Source organism: Actinomadura sp. WAC 06369 (assembly GCF_003947565.1).
Taxonomy (GTDB): Bacteria; Actinomycetota; Actinomycetes; order Streptosporangiales; family Streptosporangiaceae; genus Spirillospora; species Spirillospora rifamycini.
In genome coordinates, this window is the sequence record NZ_QHJN01000064.1 from 22074 (window position 1) to 40484 (window position 18411).

The 18411-nt window shown below is 72.2% G+C and carries 17 protein-coding genes; 3 read left to right on the forward strand and 14 right to left on the reverse strand.

What is annotated here, in order from left to right:
- Positions 1 to 131: 131 nt before the first annotated feature.
- From DMH08_RS18840 to idi, 4 genes are all read right to left on the reverse strand, one after another.
- Complete coding sequence (locus DMH08_RS18840; protein ID WP_425248237.1) at positions 132 to 953, reverse strand: carbohydrate ABC transporter permease; 822 nt, start codon at positions 951 to 953, stop codon at positions 132 to 134.
- Positions 950 to 1843, reverse strand: coding sequence for a carbohydrate ABC transporter permease (locus DMH08_RS18845; protein ID WP_233617677.1), 894 nt, complete (start codon positions 1841 to 1843; stop codon positions 950 to 952). Before DMH08_RS18845 ends, DMH08_RS18840 begins: the two co-directional genes overlap by 4 nt.
- Positions 1840 to 3153, reverse strand: a complete 1314-nt coding sequence (locus tag DMH08_RS18850) for an ABC transporter substrate-binding protein (protein ID WP_125616429.1) — start codon at positions 3151 to 3153, stop codon at positions 1840 to 1842. Before DMH08_RS18850 ends, DMH08_RS18845 begins: the two co-directional genes overlap by 4 nt.
- 111 nt (positions 3154 to 3264) lie before the next feature.
- Complete coding sequence (idi, locus tag DMH08_RS18855; RefSeq protein WP_125616432.1) at positions 3265 to 3843, reverse strand: isopentenyl-diphosphate Delta-isomerase; 579 nt, start codon at positions 3841 to 3843, stop codon at positions 3265 to 3267.
- 183 nt (positions 3844 to 4026) lie between these two features.
- On the opposite strand from idi, the gene dxs reads away from it, so the two are divergent.
- A complete protein-coding gene (gene dxs / locus DMH08_RS18860; protein ID WP_233617678.1) occupies positions 4027 to 6168 on the forward strand; it encodes a 1-deoxy-D-xylulose-5-phosphate synthase in 2142 nt (713 codons plus the stop codon).
- A 372-nt stretch (positions 6169 to 6540) separates the two neighbouring features.
- Here dxs and DMH08_RS18865 read toward each other — a convergent pair whose 3' ends face one another.
- The 8 genes from DMH08_RS18865 to DMH08_RS18900 form a co-directional block, all read right to left on the reverse strand.
- Positions 6541 to 6828, reverse strand: a complete 288-nt coding sequence (locus DMH08_RS18865; RefSeq protein WP_233617679.1) for a hypothetical protein — start codon at positions 6826 to 6828, stop codon at positions 6541 to 6543.
- Positions 6829 to 6942: 114 nt separating this feature from the next.
- Positions 6943 to 8298 (reverse strand): FAD-dependent oxidoreductase, encoded by a 1356-nt coding sequence (locus tag DMH08_RS18870; RefSeq protein ID WP_125616435.1) that lies wholly within the window; start codon positions 8296 to 8298, stop codon positions 6943 to 6945.
- Positions 8299 to 8346: 48 nt separating this feature from the next.
- Positions 8347 to 9828, reverse strand: coding sequence for an amino acid permease (locus DMH08_RS18875; protein ID WP_125616438.1), 1482 nt, complete (start codon positions 9826 to 9828; stop codon positions 8347 to 8349).
- A 148-nt stretch (positions 9829 to 9976) separates the two neighbouring features.
- Positions 9977 to 12067: a 3-hydroxyacyl-CoA dehydrogenase NAD-binding domain-containing protein gene (locus DMH08_RS18880; protein WP_125616441.1), complete on the reverse strand. Its 2091-nt coding sequence runs from the start codon at positions 12065 to 12067 to the stop codon at positions 9977 to 9979.
- A complete protein-coding gene (locus DMH08_RS18885) occupies positions 12064 to 13266 on the reverse strand; it encodes a thiolase family protein (protein ID WP_026400532.1) in 1203 nt (400 codons plus the stop codon). The genes DMH08_RS18880 and DMH08_RS18885 overlap by 4 nt, the downstream gene beginning before the upstream one ends.
- Before the next feature lie 181 nt (positions 13267 to 13447).
- A complete protein-coding gene (locus tag DMH08_RS18890; RefSeq protein WP_233617680.1) occupies positions 13448 to 14596 on the reverse strand; it encodes a sensor histidine kinase in 1149 nt (382 codons plus the stop codon).
- On the reverse strand, positions 14593 to 15255 hold the full coding sequence (locus DMH08_RS18895; RefSeq protein WP_026400531.1) for a response regulator transcription factor: 663 nt from the start codon (positions 15253 to 15255) through the stop codon (positions 14593 to 14595). Before DMH08_RS18895 ends, DMH08_RS18890 begins: the two co-directional genes overlap by 4 nt.
- Positions 15256 to 15280: 25 nt before the next feature.
- Positions 15281 to 15517, reverse strand: a complete 237-nt coding sequence (locus tag DMH08_RS18900; protein ID WP_026400530.1) for a hypothetical protein — start codon at positions 15515 to 15517, stop codon at positions 15281 to 15283.
- Between the two features lie 66 nt (positions 15518 to 15583).
- On the opposite strand from DMH08_RS18900, the gene DMH08_RS18905 reads away from it, so the two are divergent.
- On the forward strand, positions 15584 to 16096 hold the full coding sequence (locus DMH08_RS18905) for a proline dehydrogenase (RefSeq protein WP_125616444.1): 513 nt from the start codon (positions 15584 to 15586) through the stop codon (positions 16094 to 16096).
- Here the strand turns inward: DMH08_RS18905 and DMH08_RS18910 are convergent.
- Complete coding sequence (locus DMH08_RS18910; protein WP_125616447.1) at positions 16093 to 16473, reverse strand: nuclear transport factor 2 family protein; 381 nt, start codon at positions 16471 to 16473, stop codon at positions 16093 to 16095. The two genes, DMH08_RS18905 and DMH08_RS18910, sit on opposite strands and share 4 nt — an antisense overlap.
- A gap of 87 nt (positions 16474 to 16560) precedes the next feature.
- On the opposite strand from DMH08_RS18910, the gene DMH08_RS18915 reads away from it, so the two are divergent.
- Positions 16561 to 17346 carry an MmyB family transcriptional regulator gene (locus DMH08_RS18915; RefSeq protein WP_125616450.1) on the forward strand — a complete coding sequence of 262 codons (786 nt, stop codon included), beginning with the start codon at positions 16561 to 16563 and terminating at the stop codon, positions 17344 to 17346.
- On the opposite strand, the gene DMH08_RS18920 is transcribed toward DMH08_RS18915, so the two are convergent.
- Positions 17312 to 18259, reverse strand: a complete 948-nt coding sequence (locus DMH08_RS18920; protein WP_125616453.1) for an aminoglycoside phosphotransferase family protein — start codon at positions 18257 to 18259, stop codon at positions 17312 to 17314. The two genes, DMH08_RS18915 and DMH08_RS18920, sit on opposite strands and share 35 nt — an antisense overlap.
- Positions 18260 to 18411: the final 152 nt, after the last annotated feature.

Below are 18411 nucleotides of genomic sequence, written 5' to 3' on the forward strand. Positions count from 1 at the left end.
GAGGTGAGCGGTTCGCTCATTCCCGATCCATCCCGATCATCTGTACGACGCGCGAGTTCGTAAAGTGGTTGACGGAACAACTGTGTGCGAGTGACAAAGCCGCCCCGGGCGATCCGTCTCCGAGTCCACATTCAGCCCTTGAGCGCGCCCGCCATGAGCCCCCGCATGAAGAACCGCCCCAGCAGCAGGTAGACGAGGATCGTCGGCAGCGACGCCAGCAGCGCCGACGCCATCTGCACGTTGTACTGGACGGCGACCGCGCCCGAACCCGCCGTGTTGTTCAGCATCACCGTGACGGGCCACGAGTCGGGCGCGCCGAGGAAGACGGCGAACAGGAAGTCGTTCCAGATCGACGTGAACTGCCAGATCAGCGTCACGGCGAACGCGGGCGCCGACAGCGGCAGCACGACCGACGCGTACGTGCGCAGCATCCCCGCGCCGTCCACGCGCGCCGCCTCGATCAGCTCGTCCGGGATCGACACGTAGTAGTTGCGGAAGATCAGCGTGCAGATCGGGATGCCGTAGACGACGTGCACGAGGACCAGGCCCCGGATCGTCCCGACGATCTGCATCTCGGTGAGCAGGCCCGCCAGCGGGATCATGACGGCCTGGTACGGGATGAACATCCCGAACAGGAACAGCGTGAACACCGCCTCGGACCCGGGGAACCGCCACTTCGACAGCACGTAGCCGTTCAGCGACCCCAGCACGGCCGCGATCGCCGCGCCCGGGACCGCGATCCGGAAGCTGTTCAGGATGCCCGGGCGCAGCTCGTCCCACGCGGCCGTCCAGCCGGACACGCTCCACTGCTCGGGCAGGTTCCACGCGGTCGCGGGCCCGGCCTCCTGCAGCGGCTTGAAGCTGGTGACGAGCAGGACGTACGCCGGCATCAGGAACAGCACGACGAACACCAGCAGGACGGCCGGGCGGCCGAACCGGAGCGCGCGGCTCACCGGGCCCGCTCCTGCCGGACCGTCCACACCAGGTACGGGACGACGAGCACGGCGACCGCGACCAGCAGGTACGCGGCGATCGTCGCGCCGTTCGCCGGGTCGTGCCGGTCGAAGATCTCGACATAGGCGGCGACCGCCGGGACGTAGGTGATGATCTGCTTGCCCGCGATCGCCATGATCAGGTCGAACACCTTCAGCGAGATGTGGCCGAGGATGATCAGCGCCGCCAGCGTCACCGGGCGGAGCTGCGGGAACACGACGTAGCGGTACACCTTCCACTCGGACGCGCCGTCCACCCGGGCCGCCTCGCGCAGCTCCTCGGGGACGCCGCGGAACCCCGCCAGGTACAGCGCCATGACGTAACCGGACATCTGCCACACCGCCGGGAGCGCCATCGCGGCCATGCCCCAGTCGGGATGCTGCCACCACGTGTTCGCCAGCGCCCCCAGCCCAGCGTCGTGGAACAGCTGGTTGAGCCCGACGGCCCGCTCCGCGGGCGCCGGGTTCAGCAGCCACCGCCACACCACGCCCGCGGCGATGAACGACACCGCCATCGGGAACAGGTAGACGACCCGGAACGACGCCTCCGCGCGGACGCCCTTGTCCATCAGGAACGCGAGGAACGCGCCGAGCAGCAGGGCGCCCAGCACGAACACCGCCGTGAACACCAGCGCGTTGCGCACCGCGCCCGGCCAGCTCGGCTGGTCCCACAGGTCGACGAAGTTCCGCCCGCCGTCGAACCCGAGCGGGGACACCTCGTCGTGCTTGCCGCTCAGCGCGACCCTCGTGTTCCAGAAGATCAGCCCGTAGACGAACAGGCCGATCGCCACGATGGACGGCGAGACCAGCAGCAGCCCCGGCAGCCACCGCCGGACGCGGCGCGCCCTCACTGCCCGCTGTTCCGCGCCGCCTGCACCAGCGCCTGCCGGAGCTTCGCCGGGTCCTTGTGCTGGAGGAACAGCCCGACCGCCGTGTCGATGTCGGTGTGCCACTTGTTGTTCGCCGTCACGCCGTGCCAGAACGAGCCCGCGAGCTTGACGTCCGGCTTGCTCCACTCCGCGAAGGCGTCTCCGAGGTAGCCCTTGTAGAGCGACTCGTCGCCGTCCGTGCGCGCCGGGATCGAGCCCTTCTTCGGGTTGAACGCGTCCTGGCCCTCCTTGCTGGACACGGTCTTCAGCCAGGCCAGGGCGCCGCCGCGGTGGGGCGCGTTCTCAGGAAGGGTGAAGCTGTCCGACAGCCACATGTACGTGCCGTCGGTGCCGGGCGCGGGCGCGTGGCCGAAGTCCGTGCCTTCCTTCTTCGCCAGCCCGTTCGGCGCCGGGTTCACGAAGTAGCCGTACGCCCAGTCGCCCATGATGTTGAACGCGGCGCGCCCGTCCACGACGGCCTTCGCGGCGCCCTGCCAGTCCGTCGACGCGGCCTCCGCCGTCGTGTACTTCATGATCTCGGCGAAGTCGTCGAGGGCCGCCCCGACCGCCGGGGTGTCCCAGTTCGCCCCCGGCTGCCACAGCGCGTTGTACGCATCCGGGCCGAGCGAGCCCAGCAGGACGTTCTCCAGCAGGTGGTCGGCCGTCCACTGCGCGCCGAGCGACAGCGGCACCTTGTCGGTCTCGGCGTCGACCGCCTTCAGCGCCTCGATGAACGCGTCGATCGACTCCGGCGGCCCGTCGACCCCGGCGTCCTCCAGGATGCCCGGGTTGTACCAGAGAACGTTGGACCGGTGGATGTTCACCGGGACCGAGTAGATGCTGCCCTTGTAGGTGATCTGGTCGAGGAGCTGCTTCGGGTATACGTCCCGCAGCCCGTTCTCGTCGTAGAAGTCGTTCAGCGGCTCGATCTGCCCGGCCTTGATGTAGTCGAGCAGCTCGGCGCCCGCGTGCCCCTGGAACGAGTCCGGCGGCTTGCGGTTCTGGAGCCGGCTCGAGAGCACCGCCTTGGCCTGCGTGCCGGACCCGCCGGCGATGGCCGCGTTGACGAACTCCGTTCCCGGGTTCTGCTTCTCGAAGAGGGCTTGCAGCGCGGTCAGCCCCTCGGCCTCGCCCGGGCCCGTCCACCACGAGAACACCTCGACCTCGGAGCTGTCGTCCGAGCCGCCGTCGCCGCCGCAGCCCGCGAGGGCCAGCACGCCGGCCAGCGCGGCCGCGGCGAACGACGTCGTCCGGCTCCGGCCGGAGGCCTTCCTTCGAGTACGTCCGAACATCGCCCGTCCCTTCGGTCGCCCGAAAAACAAGCGTCTGCTCGGTGATCAACACCGTCAACACCCGTACAGAACAGTGACCGCGCGGTTACGTCGGCCTGTACGGGCGGCGGGTCACCAGCCGACGGCGGGCGGCAGCGGACCCGCCCCCGCGTCCGGCCAGTCGAGCGGCGCGCCCAGCGGCGCCAGCTCCGCCATCTGCAGCCGGTACCACGGCGACGACTCCGGCCGCGCCGTCAGCTCCAGGCAGCGGTCCCACGACCACCACTCCGCGGCCTCCACCTCCTCCGGGTTCGGCGCGACGGCCCCGCCCGGCGCGACCGTCGCCCGCACCACCGGGCACCGCTCGTGCTCGACCGTCCCGTCCTCGGCGACCGCCCGGTACCGGAAGCCCGGCAGGACGGACGTCAGCGACGCGCTCCCGATGCCCAGTTCGTCCCGCAGCCTGCGCTGCACCGCGTCCCGCAGCTTCTCCCCGGGAGCCGGGTGCCCGCAGCAGCTCCCCGTCCACACCCCCGGGAACGTGCGCTTGTCGAGCGCGCGTTGGGTGATCAGTACGCGACCGTCCGTGTCCACCACATAGCATGAAAAAGCCAGGTGGTAGGGCGTCTCGCTATGGTGGCTCGCGACCTTCGGGGCCGTCCCCACGGCCTCGTCGTCCGCGTTGAGCAGCACAATCTCTTCCTCGACCATGAGTTCTTCCTACCCCATCCCCCTCACGCGGATAGGCCGTTCGCCTCGGGGAGCTCACCTTTGGTGAGCGGTTTCGCACCCGCGGGGGAGACTCCCTCCGGCATGTCACGATCGAACCGGGATTAGACTCGGAACGGTTCGAGCCAGGGGAGCCCGTCGTCCCCCATGAGGAGTTGAAATCGCGTGAGCCTGCTGGAGTCGATCAAGGACCCCGACGACCTCAAGCGACTGGACGCCGCTCAGCTGTCTCGGCTCGCGGAGGAGATCCGCGAGTTCCTCGTCCACGCGGTGTCCAAGACCGGCGGTCACCTGGGTCCGAACCTCGGCGCCGTCGAACTGACGATCGCGCTGCACCGGGTCTTCGAGTCGCCCAAAGACAAGATTCTCTTCGACACGGGCCACCAGGCCTACGTCCACAAGCTGCTCACCGGCCGGCACGACTTCGAGAAGCTCCGCCGCCGCGGCGGCCTCTCCGGCTACCCGAGCGCCGCCGAGTCCGAGCACGACATCATCGAGAACTCCCACGCCTCCACCGCCCTGTCGTACGCCGACGGGTTCGCCAAGGCGTTCCAGCTCCGCGGCGAGGACGACCGCGCGGTCGTCGCCGTCGTCGGCGACGGCGCCCTCACCGGCGGCATGTGCTGGGAGGCGCTCAACAACATCGCCGGCGCCGCCGACCGCCCGGTCATCATCGTCGTCAACGACAACGGCCGCTCCTACTCGCCCACCATCGGCGGCCTCGCCGGGCACCTCGCCGACCTGCGCGTCACGCAGGGCTACGAGCAGGCGCTCGACCTCATCAAGAAGACCGTGCCCCGCGCGCCCGTCGTCGGCTCCATGGCCTACGAGACGCTGCACGGCATCAAGAAGGGCCTCAAGGACGTCCTGCAGCCGCAGGCCATGTTCGAGGACCTCGGCATGAAGTACGTCGGCCCCATCGACGGGCACGACGAGGACGCCGTCGAGAAGGCGCTCCGCCGCGCCCGCGGCTTCGGCCGCCCGGTCATCGTGCACTGCATCACCACCAAGGGCCGCGGCTACGCGCCCGCCGAGAACGACACCGAGGACTGCATGCACGGCGGCGGGGCGTTCGACCCCGAGACCGGCAAGTTCCTCCCCAAGAAGGGCGGCACCGCCTGGACCAAGGTGTTCGGCGAGGAGATGGTCGCGATCGGCCGCGAGCGCCGCGACGTCGTCGCCATCACCGCCGCGATGCTGTACCCGACGGGCCTCGCGCCGTTCGCCGAGGCGTTCCCCGACCGCGTCTACGACGTCGGGATCGCCGAGCAGCACGCCGTGACGTCCGCGACGGGCCTCGCCATGGGCGGCCTCCACCCGGTCGTCGCCGTGTACGCCACGTTCCTCAACCGCGCGTTCGACCAGGTCCTGATGGACACCGCGCTGCACCGGCAGCCCGTCACGTTCGCGTTGGACCGGTCCGGCGTCACCGGCGACGACGGCGCCAGCCACAACGGCATGTGGGACATGTCGATCCTCCAGATCGTCCCGGGCCTGCGCATGGCCGTCCCCCGCGACGGCGCGCGCCTCCGCGAACTCCTCCGCGAGTGCGTCGCCGTCACCGACGGCCCCACCGCGATCCGCTACCCGAAGGGCCCCGCCGCCGACGACATCGAAGCCGTCGACAAGGCCGGCGACATGGACGTCCTCGCCCGCCACGACGGCTCCAACGGCACCCGCGTCCTCCTCGTCGCCGTCGGCTCGATGGCCACCCCCGCGGTGGAGGCCGCGAACCTCATCGCCGCGCAGGGCATCGGCGTCACGGTCGTCGACCCCCGCTGGGTCAAGCCCCTCGACCCCGCCCTGCTCGACCTCGCCCGCGACCACGCGCTCGTCGCCGTCGCCGAGGACAACGGCCGCACCGGCGCCGTCGGCGACGCCGTCGCCCGCCTCCTCCGCGACGCCGAGGTCGACGTGCCCCTCCGCACGTTCGGCATCCCCCAGGAGTTCCTCGACCACGCGTCCCGCAACGAGATCCTCGCCGACATCGGCCTCACCCCCCAGTCCCTCGCCCGCGACATCACCGAGTCGGTCGCCCGCCTCTCCTCCCTGGAGGCCCACGAACCCGCCCCCACCCCCGACTGCCCCCCGGGCCGGGGCCCGGCCGACGTAGCGCGGCCTCCGGGCGCAGAGCGCCCTACGGCCGCGCTGGGGGAGCGCCCCCGTTTCGCGTGTGCCGCCCCGCCCCCGTCCGGGCTCGGGACACCGCTGCGCGGCCTCCGGGCGCCGGGCGCCCTACGGCCGCGCTGGGAGTGCCCCCCGGTTTCGCGTGTGCCGCCGCCCCGTCCGGGCTCGGGACACCGCTGAGTGCCCTCCGGGCGCAGAGCGCCCTACGGCCGCGCCGGTGGGTGTGTGCTGCGCGTCGGGTGTGCCGCCGGTGCCGTGCGGGTTCGGGATGGGTTGCGCGGCCTCCGGGCGCGGGGCGCCCTACGGCCGCGCTGGTGGGGCCGATCGCGTGAGGTGTGCGCCGTCAACCCTGTGCGGGCTCGGGTGGGGTTGCGTGGCCTCTGGGCGGGGGCGCCTTCCGGTCGCGCTTGGGGCGGTGTCTTCCGCGTTGACGTTGTCGCCGGTGCTGTGCGGGCTCGGGATGAGGTTGCGCGGCCTTCGGGCGCCCTGCGGCCGCGCTGGTGGGTGTGGTGCGCGTGAGGTGTGGCGTCAACCCTGTGCGGGCTCGGAGGGTCAGCCGCCTTCCGCGGAGTGGAGTTGCCAGAAGTGGCGGACGGACGCGGCCGCGGTGCCCAGCTCGCGGCCCGCGTACGTCCAGCGGCCGCGTAAGACCCAGAGGCGGCCGGCGCCGTCCTGGACGTAGACCTGGAGCGGGAAGCAGGCGTCGTGGGCGCGGATGACGCCCGCGTGGTCCACCGCCGGACGCAGGTCGGGGGCGCCCTCGCAGCGGACGCCCATCACGGACGTGCGGGGATCCTGGCGGAGGAGCCCTCGCGTCAGGTCATGCACGAGTACGGACACGTAGTCGGGACCTAGCCACCCGAGGTCGGGCACAGACTCGGGTGGGGGGAACCCGTACAGTTCTGGACCGCCGGTCACAGGCGGCACCGTAGCGCCCCCGTCACTCTCCCGTCACTACCCGGCGGACGGTTTGTTGCGGCAGGCGGTCGTCATCGCCTCCCAGCGGCCGAGTTTCACCCGGTCGCCGCGGTCGAGGCTTCGGGCGAGGGCGATTTCGGCGGCGTCCAGATTGAGCCAGTCGGCGTACGTGACGACGGGCAGCCCGCGGGACTCGAGGAGCTCCTCGACGGTGTGCTCGGGCGCGGTGCGGTCGGCGGGCAGGTCGGCGAGGAGGTTGCGGACGGTCTCGGCGGCGTCGGACTTGTTCGTGCCGACGACGCCGCTCGGGCCGCGCTTGATCCAGCCGGTGACGTACTCGCGGGGGACCCGCGCGCCGTCCGGGCCGATGATCCGGCCGCCCTCGTTGGGGACGACGAAGGAGCGTTCGTCGAACGGGACGCCGTCCAGCGGGACGCTCTGGTAGCCGACCGAGCGCAGCACCATCCCGACGGGGAGCGTCTCGTGCTCGCCCGTCCCGGTGACGCGGCCGTTCTCGTCCAGGTGGGTCCGCTCGAGCCGGAGGCCCTCGACGCGGTCGGTGCCGAGGATCTCGACGGGGGCGCGCCAGAACCGGACGTCGATGCGGCGGGGGCGGGCCGGCGGCTCGGCCGTCCACGCGTCGAGCACCTTGATGTTGCCGCGCACCTTGCGGTCGGTCTCGGCGAGTTCGGCGCTCGCGGGGTCGAGCTCCATGTCGGCGGGGTCGACGTGGATGCCGGCGTTGGCGAGCTCGCCGAGCTCGCGCGCCTCCTTCGTGGTGAACTTCGCCTGCGCGGGGCCCCGCCGGCCGATCATGTGGACGCGGCGGACGCGGCTGCGGGACAGGGCCTCGATGACGTGCTCGGGCACGTCGGTCGCGCGAAGTTCGTCCGACGTCTTGGCGAGGATGCGGACGACGTCGACGGCGACGTTCCCGACGCCGATGACCGCGACCTCCTCGACGGACAGGTCGAACGCGTGGTCGGCGGCGTCGGGGTGCCCGCAGTACCAGTTGACGAAGTCGGTGGCGGCGACGCTGCCGGGCAGGTCCTCGCCGGGGATCCGCAGCTGGCGGTCGACCATCGCGCCGGTCGCGTAGACGACGGCGTCGTAGCAGCCGAGCAGGTCGGCGCGGGTGATGTCGCGGCCCAGCTCCACGCAGCCGAAGAACCGGACGGCGGGGTTCTCCAGCACCCGCTGCAGGTAGTTCGCGATCGCCTTGATGGACGTGTGGTCGGGGGCGACCCCGTAGCGGACGAGCCCGTAGGGCGTCGGCAGGCGGTCGAACACGTCGACCCGGACGTCGCCGTCGGCCTGTTTCACCAGGGCCTCGGCGGCGTAGATGCCCGCGGGGCCGGATCCGATCACCGCGACTCGCACAGGGGAAGCCATGCGGGCCATTGTGCACACCGTCTCATTCATTGAACACCGTGAGACGGGTCACTTGACCGGTTCGGCGCGGTTTTTACCGAGGCGGCTGTGCTTGCGGCCGTAGAGGAAGTAGACGACGAGGCCGATCGCCATCCACGCCAGGAACCGGTACCAGGTCTCCAGCGGCAGGTTGATCATCACGAACAGGCAGGCGATCACCGACAGGATCGGGACGAGCGGGACGAGCGGCGTCCGGAAGGCGCGCGGCAGGTCGGGCCGGGTGCGGCGCAGGATCGGGACGCTCAGCGAGACGACGACGAACGCGAACAGGGTCCCGATGTTGACGAGCGTCGCGAGTTCGGTGAGCGGGATGAACCCGGCGATGACGGCGGCGACGACGCCCATCAGGATCGTCGAGCGGTACGGCGTCTTGTAGCGCGGGTGCACGCTGGACAGGAACGGAGGCAGCAGGCCGTCGCGGCTCATCGAGAAGAAGACGCGGCTCTGCCCGAGCAGGAGGATGAGCACGACGGACGTGAGCCCGACGACCGCGCCGATGTTGATGATCGTGGCGTAGGCGGTCGCGCCGTTCTGCGCGAACGCGTCGGACAGCGGCGCGTCGACGTGCAGTTCCTTGTAGTTCTGCATGCCGACGACGACGGCGGAGACGGCCGCGTACAGGATCGCCGTGATGACGAGGGAACCGATCAGCCCGATCGGCAGATCCCGCTGGGGGCGGCGGGCCTCCTCGGCGGTGGTCGCGACGATGTCGAAGCCGATGTAGGCGAAGAAGACGACGGCGATGGCGGAGAAGATGCCGAGCCAGCCGAAGTTGACCGGGGTGATGCCGAAGATCACCTGCATCAGCGGCGCGTCGGCGCCGGACACTTCGGGGGACGACTCCGACGGCGGGATGAACGGGTCGTAGTTGTCGCCCTTGATGTAGAACAGCCCGGCGAAGATGACCAGCAGGACGATCGTGACCTTGATGGCGACGACCACGGCGTTGACCCGCGACGACACCTTGATGCCGAGGACGAGCAGCACGGTGACGGCGAGGACGAGCGCGATGGCGGGGACGTTGACGACGCCGCCCTCGCCCGGCGGCGCGGCGATCGACTCGGGGATGTCGACGCCCGCGTCGCCGAGCAGGGACGCGAAGTAGCCGGACCAGCCGACGGAGACGACGGCGGCGGCGAGCGTCAGTTCGAGGATGAGGTCCCAGCCGATGATCCACGCGGGGAACTCGCCGAGGGTGGCGTAGGAGAACGTGTAGGCGGAGCCGGCGACCGGGACGGTCGAGGAGAACTCGGCGTAGCAGAGCGCGGCGAGGCCGCAGACCACGGCGGCGAAGATGAAGGAGAGCGCGACCGCGGGGCCGGCGTTGTTGCGGGCGACGACGCCGGTGAGCACGAAGATGCCGGTGCCGATGATGACGCCGACGCCGAACACGACGAGGTCGAGGGCCGACAGGCCCCGCCGGAGGCTGTGCTCCGGATCCTCGGTGTCGCGGATCGACTGCTCGACCGATTTCTTGCGCAGCAGGTTCATGCTCGGCTCCCCGGGGCGGTCCGACCGTCGCGGGGGCTATGCCCGCTCGATCGCGAATTATGATCAGCCGAAACCGGGGGATGCCCGTGACGTGGCGAAATGCCGGGAAAGAGGCGTCCCGAAGCGTGTTCGGGACGCCTCTTCCGGGTCAGCGGGGCAGCGAGGCCGTGCCCGGCTCGAGGAACCGGCGCCCGGTGACGCGCTCGGAGACGCCCGCGCGGTCCAGGTACGGGGTGATGCCGCCGAGGTGGAACGGCCAGCCCGCGCCGAGGATCATGCACAGGTCGATGTCCTCGGGCGCCGCGACGACGCCCTCGTCCAGCATGATCCGGATCTCGTCGGCGAGCGCGTCCAGCGCCCGGGCGAGGACCTGCTCCTCGGTGGACGGCGACGTGCCGCCCGCGAAGATCTCCACGACCTCGGGGTCGAGCGTGAAGTCCGGCCGGTACACGCCGGACTTGCCGGCCGCGACCATCTTCGCGAGGTTCTCCGAGAGCGGGAACCGGTCCGGGAACGCGCCGTGCAGCGTCTCGTTGACGTGCAGCGCGATGGCCGGGCCGACCAGCCCCATCAGGACGAACGGCGGCATCGGCAGCCCGAGCGGCGCGGCGGCCCGCTCGGCGGTCTCGATCGGGGTGCCCTCGTCCACGGCCCGGACGATCTCCGCGAGCAGCCGCAGCAGGACGCGGTTGACGACGAACGCCGGGGCGTCCTTCACCAGCACGCACGACTTCTTGAGCTTCTTGCCGGTGGCGAACGCGGTGGCGAGCGCGGCGTCGTCCGTCCGGTCGCCCCGGACGATCTCCAGCAGCGGCAGGACGGCGACCGGGTTGAAGAAGTGGAAGCCGACGACCCGCTCCGGGTGCCGCAGCTTCGACGCCATCTCCGTCACCGACAGCGAGGAGGTGTTGGTCGCGAGCACGCAGTCGGGGGACACGTGGTCCTCCAGCTCGGCGAACACCTTCTGCTTGACCGACATCTCCTCGAACACCGCCTCGATGACGAAGTCGGCGTCGGCGAAGGCGTCCTTGGTGAGCGACCCGGTGATCAGCGCCTTGAGGCGGTTGGCCTGGTCGGGGGAGACGCGGCCCTTGCCGAGCAGCTTGTCGATCTCCCCGTGCGCGTACGCGACGCCCTTGTCCAGGCGCTCCCGGTCGAGGTCGGTCAGGACGACCGGGACCTCCAGGCGGCGCGCGAACAGCAGCGCGAGCTGCGAGGCCATCAGCCCGGCGCCGACGACGCCGACCTTGGTGACCGGGCGGGCGAGCGCCTTGTCGGGCGCCCCGGCGGGCCGCTTCGCGCGCTTCTGCGTCAGGTCGAACGCGTACAGGCCGGCGCGCAGCTCGTCGCTCATGATGAGGTCGGCGAGCGCCTCGTCCTCGGCGGCGAAGCCCTCGTCGCGCGTCCGGTCCTTGGCGGCGGCGACCAGGTCGAGCGCCCGGGTGAACGACGGCGCCGCGCCGTGCAGCTTGCCCTCGAGGTTCCAGCGGGCGGCCGCGATCGCGTCGTCCCACGCCTTGCCGGTGTCGACGGCGGGACGGTCGACGACGATGTCGCCCTTCAGCACCCGCGCCGTCCAGGTGAGCGACTCCTCGAGGAAGTCGGCCGAGTCGAAGATCGCGTCCGCGATGCCCAGCTCGTGCGCCTGCCGCGCCTTCAGCATCCGGTTCTGCGCGAGCGGGTTGTCGATGACGACCTTGAGCGCCTTCTCCGCGCCGATCAGGTTCGGCAGCAGGTAGGTGCCGCCCCAGCCCGGCACCAGGCCGAGGAACGCCTCCGGCAGCGCGAACGCCGGGACGCCCGCCGAGATCGTCCGGTAGGTGCAGTGCAGGCCGACTTCGACGCCGCCGCCCATCGCCGCGCCGTTGTAGTAGGCGAACGACGGGACGTCCAGTTCGCCGAGCCGCCGGAACACGTCGTGGCCCAGCTTGCCGATGGCCAGCGCGTCCTCGCGGCTGCGGATGAGCGGCACGCCCTTGAGGTCGGCGCCGACCGCGAAGATGAACGGCTTGCCGGTGACGCCGACCGCCGCGATGTCGTCGCGGGCCGCGACCGCGTCGATCGCCGCGTCCAGTTCGGCGAGCCCGTTCGGGCCGAACGTGTTGGGCTTGGTGTGGTCGTGCCCGTTGTCGAGCGTGATCAGCGCGAGGGTGCCCGCCCCGTGCGGGAGCGCCACGTCGCGGACGCGGGCGTGCGTGACGACCTCGTCGGCGAAGATGTCCTTGATGTTCGCGCTCACTTGGCGCCCTCCCAGTTCGCGTTCTCCCAGAGGACGGTCCCGCCCATGCCCATGCCCACGCACATCGTGGTCAGCCCGTAGCGGACGTCCGTCCGCTCCTCGAACAGCCGCGCGAGCTGGTTCATCAGGCGGACGCCGGACGACGCCAGCGGGTGGCCGAGCGCGATCGCGCCGCCCCACGGGTTCACCCGCGGGTCGTCGTCGGCGATCTTGAAGTGGTCCAGGAACGCGAGCACCTGCACGGCGAACGCCTCGTTGATCTCGATGAGGCCGATGTCGTCCATGGTCATCGCGTTGCGGGCCAGCAGCCGCTCGGTCGCCGGGACGGGCCCGACGCCCATCACCTCGGGCTCCACGCCCGCGAACGAGAAGTCGACGAGCCGCATCTTCGGCGTGAGGCCCAGCTCGCGGGCGACGTCCTCGGCGGCCAGCAGGCACGCGGTAGCGCCGTCGTTCAGCCCGGCGGCGTTGCCCGCCGTCACGTTGCCGTGCACGCGGAACGGCGTCTTCAGCGCGGCGAGGCTCTCCATCGTGGTGCCCGGGCGCGGCGGCTCGTCCTGCGTCGCGAGGCCCCAGCCGTGCTCCGCCGACCGGACGGCCGTCGGCACCAGGTCCGGCTGGATCTTCCCGGCCTCGTACGCGGCGGCGACCTTCCGCTGGCTGCGCACGGCGTAGGCGTCCGCGCGCTCCTTGGTGATCTGCGGGTACCGGTCGTGCAGGTTCTCCGCGGTGGAGCCCATGACCAGGGCGGACGGGTCGACGAGCTTGTCGGCGAGGAACCGCGGGTTCGGGTCGACGCCCTCGCCCATCGGGTGCCGGCCCATGTGCTCGACGCCGCCCGCGATGGCGACGTCGTAGGAGCCGAACGAGATGCCCGCGCCGGACGTCGTCACGGCGGTCATCGCGCCCGCGCACATCCGGTCGATGGCGTAGCCCGGGACGCTCTTGGGCAGCCCGGCCAGCACGGCGGCGGACCGCCCGATGGTCAGGCCCTGGTCGCCGGTCTGGGTGGTGGCGGCGATCGCGACCTCGTCCACCCGCTCCGGCGGGAGGGACGGGTTGCGGCGCAGCAGCTCGCGGATCGCGCGGACGACCAGGTCGTCCGCCCGGGTCTCCGCGTACAGGCCCTTGGGGCCGGCCTTGCCGAACGGCGTGCGTACGCCGTCGACGAAAACGACGTCGCGTGCGGTGCGAGGCACGGGTGCGCCCTCCCTGGTTCAGGCTCGGTGGTCGCACCCAATGCTACTCGTCAGTAACTACTGATCCGGGTGGCCGGCGCCGACGGCCCCGAGCACGATGCCGATCATTACCACCCGGAGACGTATCCGCAGGACAGAGCCTTGAACACGCGCCCCGCACCCGGACGCGCGCGCACGGTCGTCAGCGCGGCGGCCGCGCGGGCAGCCGAACCGTGACCGACAGCCCGCCCTCCGGCCGCGGCGCCGTCTCGACCGCGCCCCCGTGCGCGGTCACCACCGCCCGCACGATCGACAGCCCGAGGCCCGCGCCGTCCGCCGACCCCACCCGGTCCGCCCGCAGCCGCCGGAACGGCTCGAAGATCCGCTCGACCTCGTACTCCGGCACGGCCCGACCCGTGTTCTCCACCCGCACGAACGGCCGCCCCCCGTCCGTCCCCGTCCGCACCCACACCCGCCCGTCCGGCACGTTGTACTTCACCGCGTTCTCCAGCAGGTTCCCCACGCACCGCTCGAGCAGCACCGGGTCCCCGGCGACCGGCGCCGGCGCCAGCCGCGCGTCGACCTCCCGGTCGACCTGGCCGAGGGCGCCCCGCGCCACGTCCGCCAGATCGACCTCCGCGGGCGCCGTCGGCTCCCGCTCCGACCGCGCCAGCAGCAGCAACCCGTCGATCAGCCGCTCGTGCCGCGCCGTGTTGCCCAGCAGCACGTCCGCCAGCGCCTTCGTCTCCGGCGGGTGCCGCCGGCTCGCCAGCGCGACCTCCAGCACCGTCCGGTTGATCGTCAGCGGCGTCCGCAGCTCGTGCGACGCGTTCGCGACGAACCGCCGCTGCGCGTCGAACGCCCGGTGCAGCCGGTCGAGCATCCCGTCGAACGTGTCCGCCAGGTCCTTGATCTCGTCCTGCGGGCCCGCCAGCCCGATCCGCTCGTACAGGGTGCTCTCCGACAGCCGCCGCGCCGTCGCCGTCACCGTGTGGATCGGCCGCAGCATCCGCCCCGCGACCACGTACCCGATCGCCACCGCGACGACGCCGAGCACCCCCATCGTGACCAGCGCGCCCTCCAGCAGCCGCTCCAGCACGTTCGCCCGGCGGGCCGCGAGCGCCTCCTCGGCCCGTTCCCGCAGCCCCATCAGCGCCTCGACCCGGTCGCCCTCCGACAGCGCCCGCAGGTCGGCGGCGGTCACCACCGGGTCGTCCTCCAGGGCGAACCCCGAGTCCATGCTCCGCACGGTCATCAGGTACATGACCCCGACCAGCACCGCCGACGTCACCAGGAACAGCGACCCGTACACCAGCGTCAGCCGCGTCCGGACGCTCAGCCGCGGCCTCACCGCGCCTCCAGCCGGTACCCGGCGCCGGTCACCGTCTCGATCACCGGCGGCGCCCCCAGCTTCCGCCGCAGCGTCGCCATCGTCACCCGCACGATGTTGCTGAACGGGTCGATGTTCTCGTCCCACGCCCGCTCCAGCAGCCGCTCCGCGCTCACCACCCCGCCCCCGGCCCGCAGCAGCTCCTCCAGCACCGCGAACTCCTTGTTCGTGAGCCGCAGCTCCCGCCCGTCCCGCTCCACCCGCCGCCGGTGCGGGTCCAGCCGGATGCCCCGCCCCTCCAGGACGGGCGGCACCGGCGGACCCGATCGCCGCGCCAGCGCCCGCACCCGCGCGACCAGCTCGCCGAACACGAACGGCTTCGGCAGGTAGTCGTCCGCCCCCAGCGCCAGCCCGTCCACCCGGTCCCCGACGTCCCCGGACGCCGTCAGCATCAGGATCCGCCCCGCGTAACTCCGCGCGACGATCTCCCGGCAGACGTCGTCGCCGTGCACCGCCGGAAGGTCCCGGTCGAGCACGACCACGTCGTACTCGTGGTACGACGCCCGCTCCAGCGCGGCGTCCCCGTCGTAGGCCACGTCGACGGCGATCGCCTCCTCGCGCAGCCCCTCGGCGATCGCGTCCGCCAGCACCCGCTCGTCCTCGACGATCAGAACCCGCATGCCCGCGAGCATGCCGCCCGGCGCGTTAAACCCGGATAAGCGCTGCCCGGAACCGGTGGATTTCCAGCGCCACTTCCCGGTCCCGGCTCTCGACGGCCGACCCGAGCACCGACGGATCCGAGGGGTAGGCGACCTGGCCGAGCAGGTGGGAGACCACCACGACGGCGCCCGCGAGCAGGACCGTCGGCGGATCGTCCAGGCGGGAGAGCGCCGCCCACTCCGACCGCACGGCGACATAGACCCCGAAAAGCAGATAGAGCACCCGGGAATGGCATAGGCGATATGTTCATAGGGTTAAGGCGTTCCGCCGCCGGTGGGAGGGAGGCGCATGGACGCGGGCATCGCCGCGTTGATCGGCACCGGGATCGGCGCCTCCGCCACCCTCGCCGCGGCCTTCGTCAACGGCAGGGTCCAGGCGCGCCTCCAGCGGAACCAGTGGAGCCGCGAGCAGCGCCGCGCCGCCTACGCCGCCTACCTCACCGCCCTGTACGACCGCGACGTCGCCCTGGACGCCGTCCGCGAGGCCCTCGGCCGCGACGACCCCGACCTGCGGGACGTCGACGAGCGGCTGCACCGCTTCGTCGACCTCGCCCGCAACGTCCACCGCACCGTGGAGATCGTCCTGCTGGAGGGGCCGCCGCCCATCGCGGACGCCGTCGACCGCGTCGAGCACGCGTCCCGCGACCTCTCGCAGGTGGTGCGGCGCCTCGTGGACGACGCCCGCGCCGGCGACGCGTCCCGCAGGTCCGCGGACCTCGCGGCGGCCGCCGAACGCGAACGCGTCCTGTACCGGGCGGTCGTGGAGTTTCGTGGGGCCGCCCGGGACGCCCTCGCGCCCTAGGACGGATTCCACCACGTCAGGTTCGCCGTGGCCCGCGCCGTGGGCTCGATGATCTCCCAGCCTTCGGCGATCAACCCGTCCTCGATGCGCCAGATGTCGACGACCGTGATCTCCGGCCCGTCCGGGAGCCGGCGCCGCGAGTGCATCACGACGTGGTCGCCGTCCGCCAGCACGTGCCGCGTCTCGACCTCCATCCCCGCGAGCGGCGCCAGCGCCGCCCGCACGTTCGCGAGCCATTCGTCCTTCGTCGACGACGTCGCGTCCGGCCGGCGGTGGACGAAGCCGTCCGCCAGGTATTTCCCGAGCGCCTCGACATCGCCCGTCCCGATCAGTTCCGTGAGCGCCCGCTGGACGAGTTCCTTGTTCTCCGTGGTCATGGGCGGCAGTTTTTCGGCGGCCGCGCCGATTGTCGATGAAATGGCATTTCATTGCGTCCGGCGCCGCGGTGGGTACCCTCATCGACCATGCACACGGTCGGGGCCCTGCTTCGCCACTGGCGGCACCGCCGCCGTATCAGCCAGCTCGACCTCGCGCTCGCCGCCGGGGTCTCGGCCCGGCACGTCAGCCTCGTCGAGACCGGCAGGTCGAAGCCGAGCGCCGAGATGGTCCTCCGGCTCGCCGAGCACCTCGACGTCCCGCTCCGCGAGCGCAACACGCTGCTGCTCGCCGCGGGCCACGCCCCCCGCCACCCCGAACGCCCCCTCGACGACGGCGCCCTGTCGGCGGCCCGCGACGCGGTCGCGCGGGTGCTCCGCGCGCACGAACCGTACCCGGCGCTCGTCTTCGACCGCCGCTGGAACATCGTCCTGACCAACCGCGCCGTCGACGCGTTCTTCGCGCACGTCGCCCCCGACCTCCTGCGCCCCCCGGTCAACCTCGTCCGGCTGGGCCTCGACCCGCGCGGCCTCGCGGGCATGGTCGTCAACGTCGCCGACGTGCGCGCGACCTTCCGCTCCCGGATCGGGCGCCAGCTCGCCGCCGCGCCCGACCCCGAGCTCGCCGCGCTCTACCGGGAGCTGCTCGCGGACGACCGTCCCGACGACGCGGGCCGGTCGACCGACTCCGACGCCGTCCTCCCGATGATCGTCCGCCTCGGCGGCCGGGAGCTGCGGCTCTTCTCGACCACCACCACCTTCGGCACCCCGATGGACATCACGCTGGCCGAGGTGGCGATCGAGTCCTACTACCCGGCCGACGACGAGACCGCCGCCCGCCTCACCGCCCTCGGGACGCCCCCGCCGGACCGGTGAGCGACTCGGCCAGCCGGTCCGCGAACCCCGTGAGGCGCTCCAGCGACGGGCCGCCGCGGGCGATCCCGAACCCGTGGCGGCGGCCGTGGAACGCGGCCTGGACGGCGTGCAGCTGCGCCCAGCGCCGGACGCGCACCCGATCGAGTTCCGCGGCCTCGGCGAAGACGTCCAGGAACCGGCGCACGGCCCGGTGGGGATCGTCCGCCGCCAGCATCGACAGCCCCCGCGCCATGAGCAGCGTGCCGCCGTCGTAGGCGGGGTCGCCCATGACGCCCTTCGGATCGACCGCCAGCCACGGCTCCCGCTCGGCCCGCAGGACGTTCCCCGCGTGCAGATCGCCGTGGACGAGCGTGTCCGGCTGGTCGCGCCCCAGTTCCCGGACGGTCGCGACCGCGGCGTCCACGACCGCGCGCGGCATCGTGTGCGGCAGCTCCGCGGCGTCCTCGCGCAGCAGCGCCTCCCACTCGTCCGCCCGGTCGCGCAGCCGCGGCAGGCCGGGCCGCGCCGGGACGGCCAGCCGCCGCGCGAGCCGCCCCCCGACCGCCGCGACCTCGTCGTCGTCCTCGACCTCCGCGAGCGTCGACGTCCGGGCCCGTTCGAGCAGCATCGCGAACCGCGCGTCGTCGCGTTCGTGCAGGTGCACGGCGCCCCGGCCGTTCCACACGGCGAGTGCGTCCGGCTCGTGCACGTTGCCGGGGTGGGGGAACGACACCTTCAGCACCGCGGTCCCCGCGTCCCGCTTCACCGGGACGATCACTGCGACGCGTCCGTGCGTCGCCGCGCCGTCCGGCACGCAGCCCCGGCTCTCCAGCAGCTCCTCGACGATCCCGGGCAGGTCGGCGAGCCACGCCGCCCCGGCCGCCCCCTCGCGTTCGACCGTCCCCCGCGCGAAAGCGTCCGGTACCTCGATCATCCGAGCACCCTACGCGGACCCGGCCGCCGCTAACGCGGGTTTAACCCCTCGGGATGTCCCATGGCTGCCGTCGGGGCAGGGTGCTTCGGCGGGAAGGGTGCCATGGGACGTCGAGTGGTGTGGGCCGTGGCGGCGGCCGTGCCGATCGTGGT

Coding starts and splice junctions, on each gene's coding strand:
- DMH08_RS18850 (WP_125616429.1), bottom strand. CDS start 3,153: ATGTTCGGACGTACTCGAAGGAAGGCCTCCGGCCGGAGCCGGACGACG.
- idi (WP_125616432.1), bottom strand. CDS start 3,843: ATGGTCGAGGAAGAGATTGTGCTGCTCAACGCGGACGACGAGGCCGTG.
- DMH08_RS18870 (WP_125616435.1), bottom strand. CDS start 8,298: ATGGCTTCCCCTGTGCGAGTCGCGGTGATCGGATCCGGCCCCGCGGGC.
- DMH08_RS18875 (WP_125616438.1), bottom strand. CDS start 9,828: ATGAACCTGCTGCGCAAGAAATCGGTCGAGCAGTCGATCCGCGACACC.
- DMH08_RS18895 (WP_026400531.1), bottom strand. CDS start 15,255: ATGCGGGTTCTGATCGTCGAGGACGAGCGGGTGCTGGCGGACGCGATC.
- DMH08_RS18905 (WP_125616444.1), top strand. CDS start 15,584: ATGGACGCGGGCATCGCCGCGTTGATCGGCACCGGGATCGGCGCCTCC.
- DMH08_RS18910 (WP_125616447.1), bottom strand. CDS start 16,473: ATGACCACGGAGAACAAGGAACTCGTCCAGCGGGCGCTCACGGAACTG.
- DMH08_RS18915 (WP_125616450.1), top strand. CDS start 16,561: ATGCACACGGTCGGGGCCCTGCTTCGCCACTGGCGGCACCGCCGCCGT.
- DMH08_RS18920 (WP_125616453.1), bottom strand. CDS start 18,259: ATGATCGAGGTACCGGACGCTTTCGCGCGGGGGACGGTCGAACGCGAG.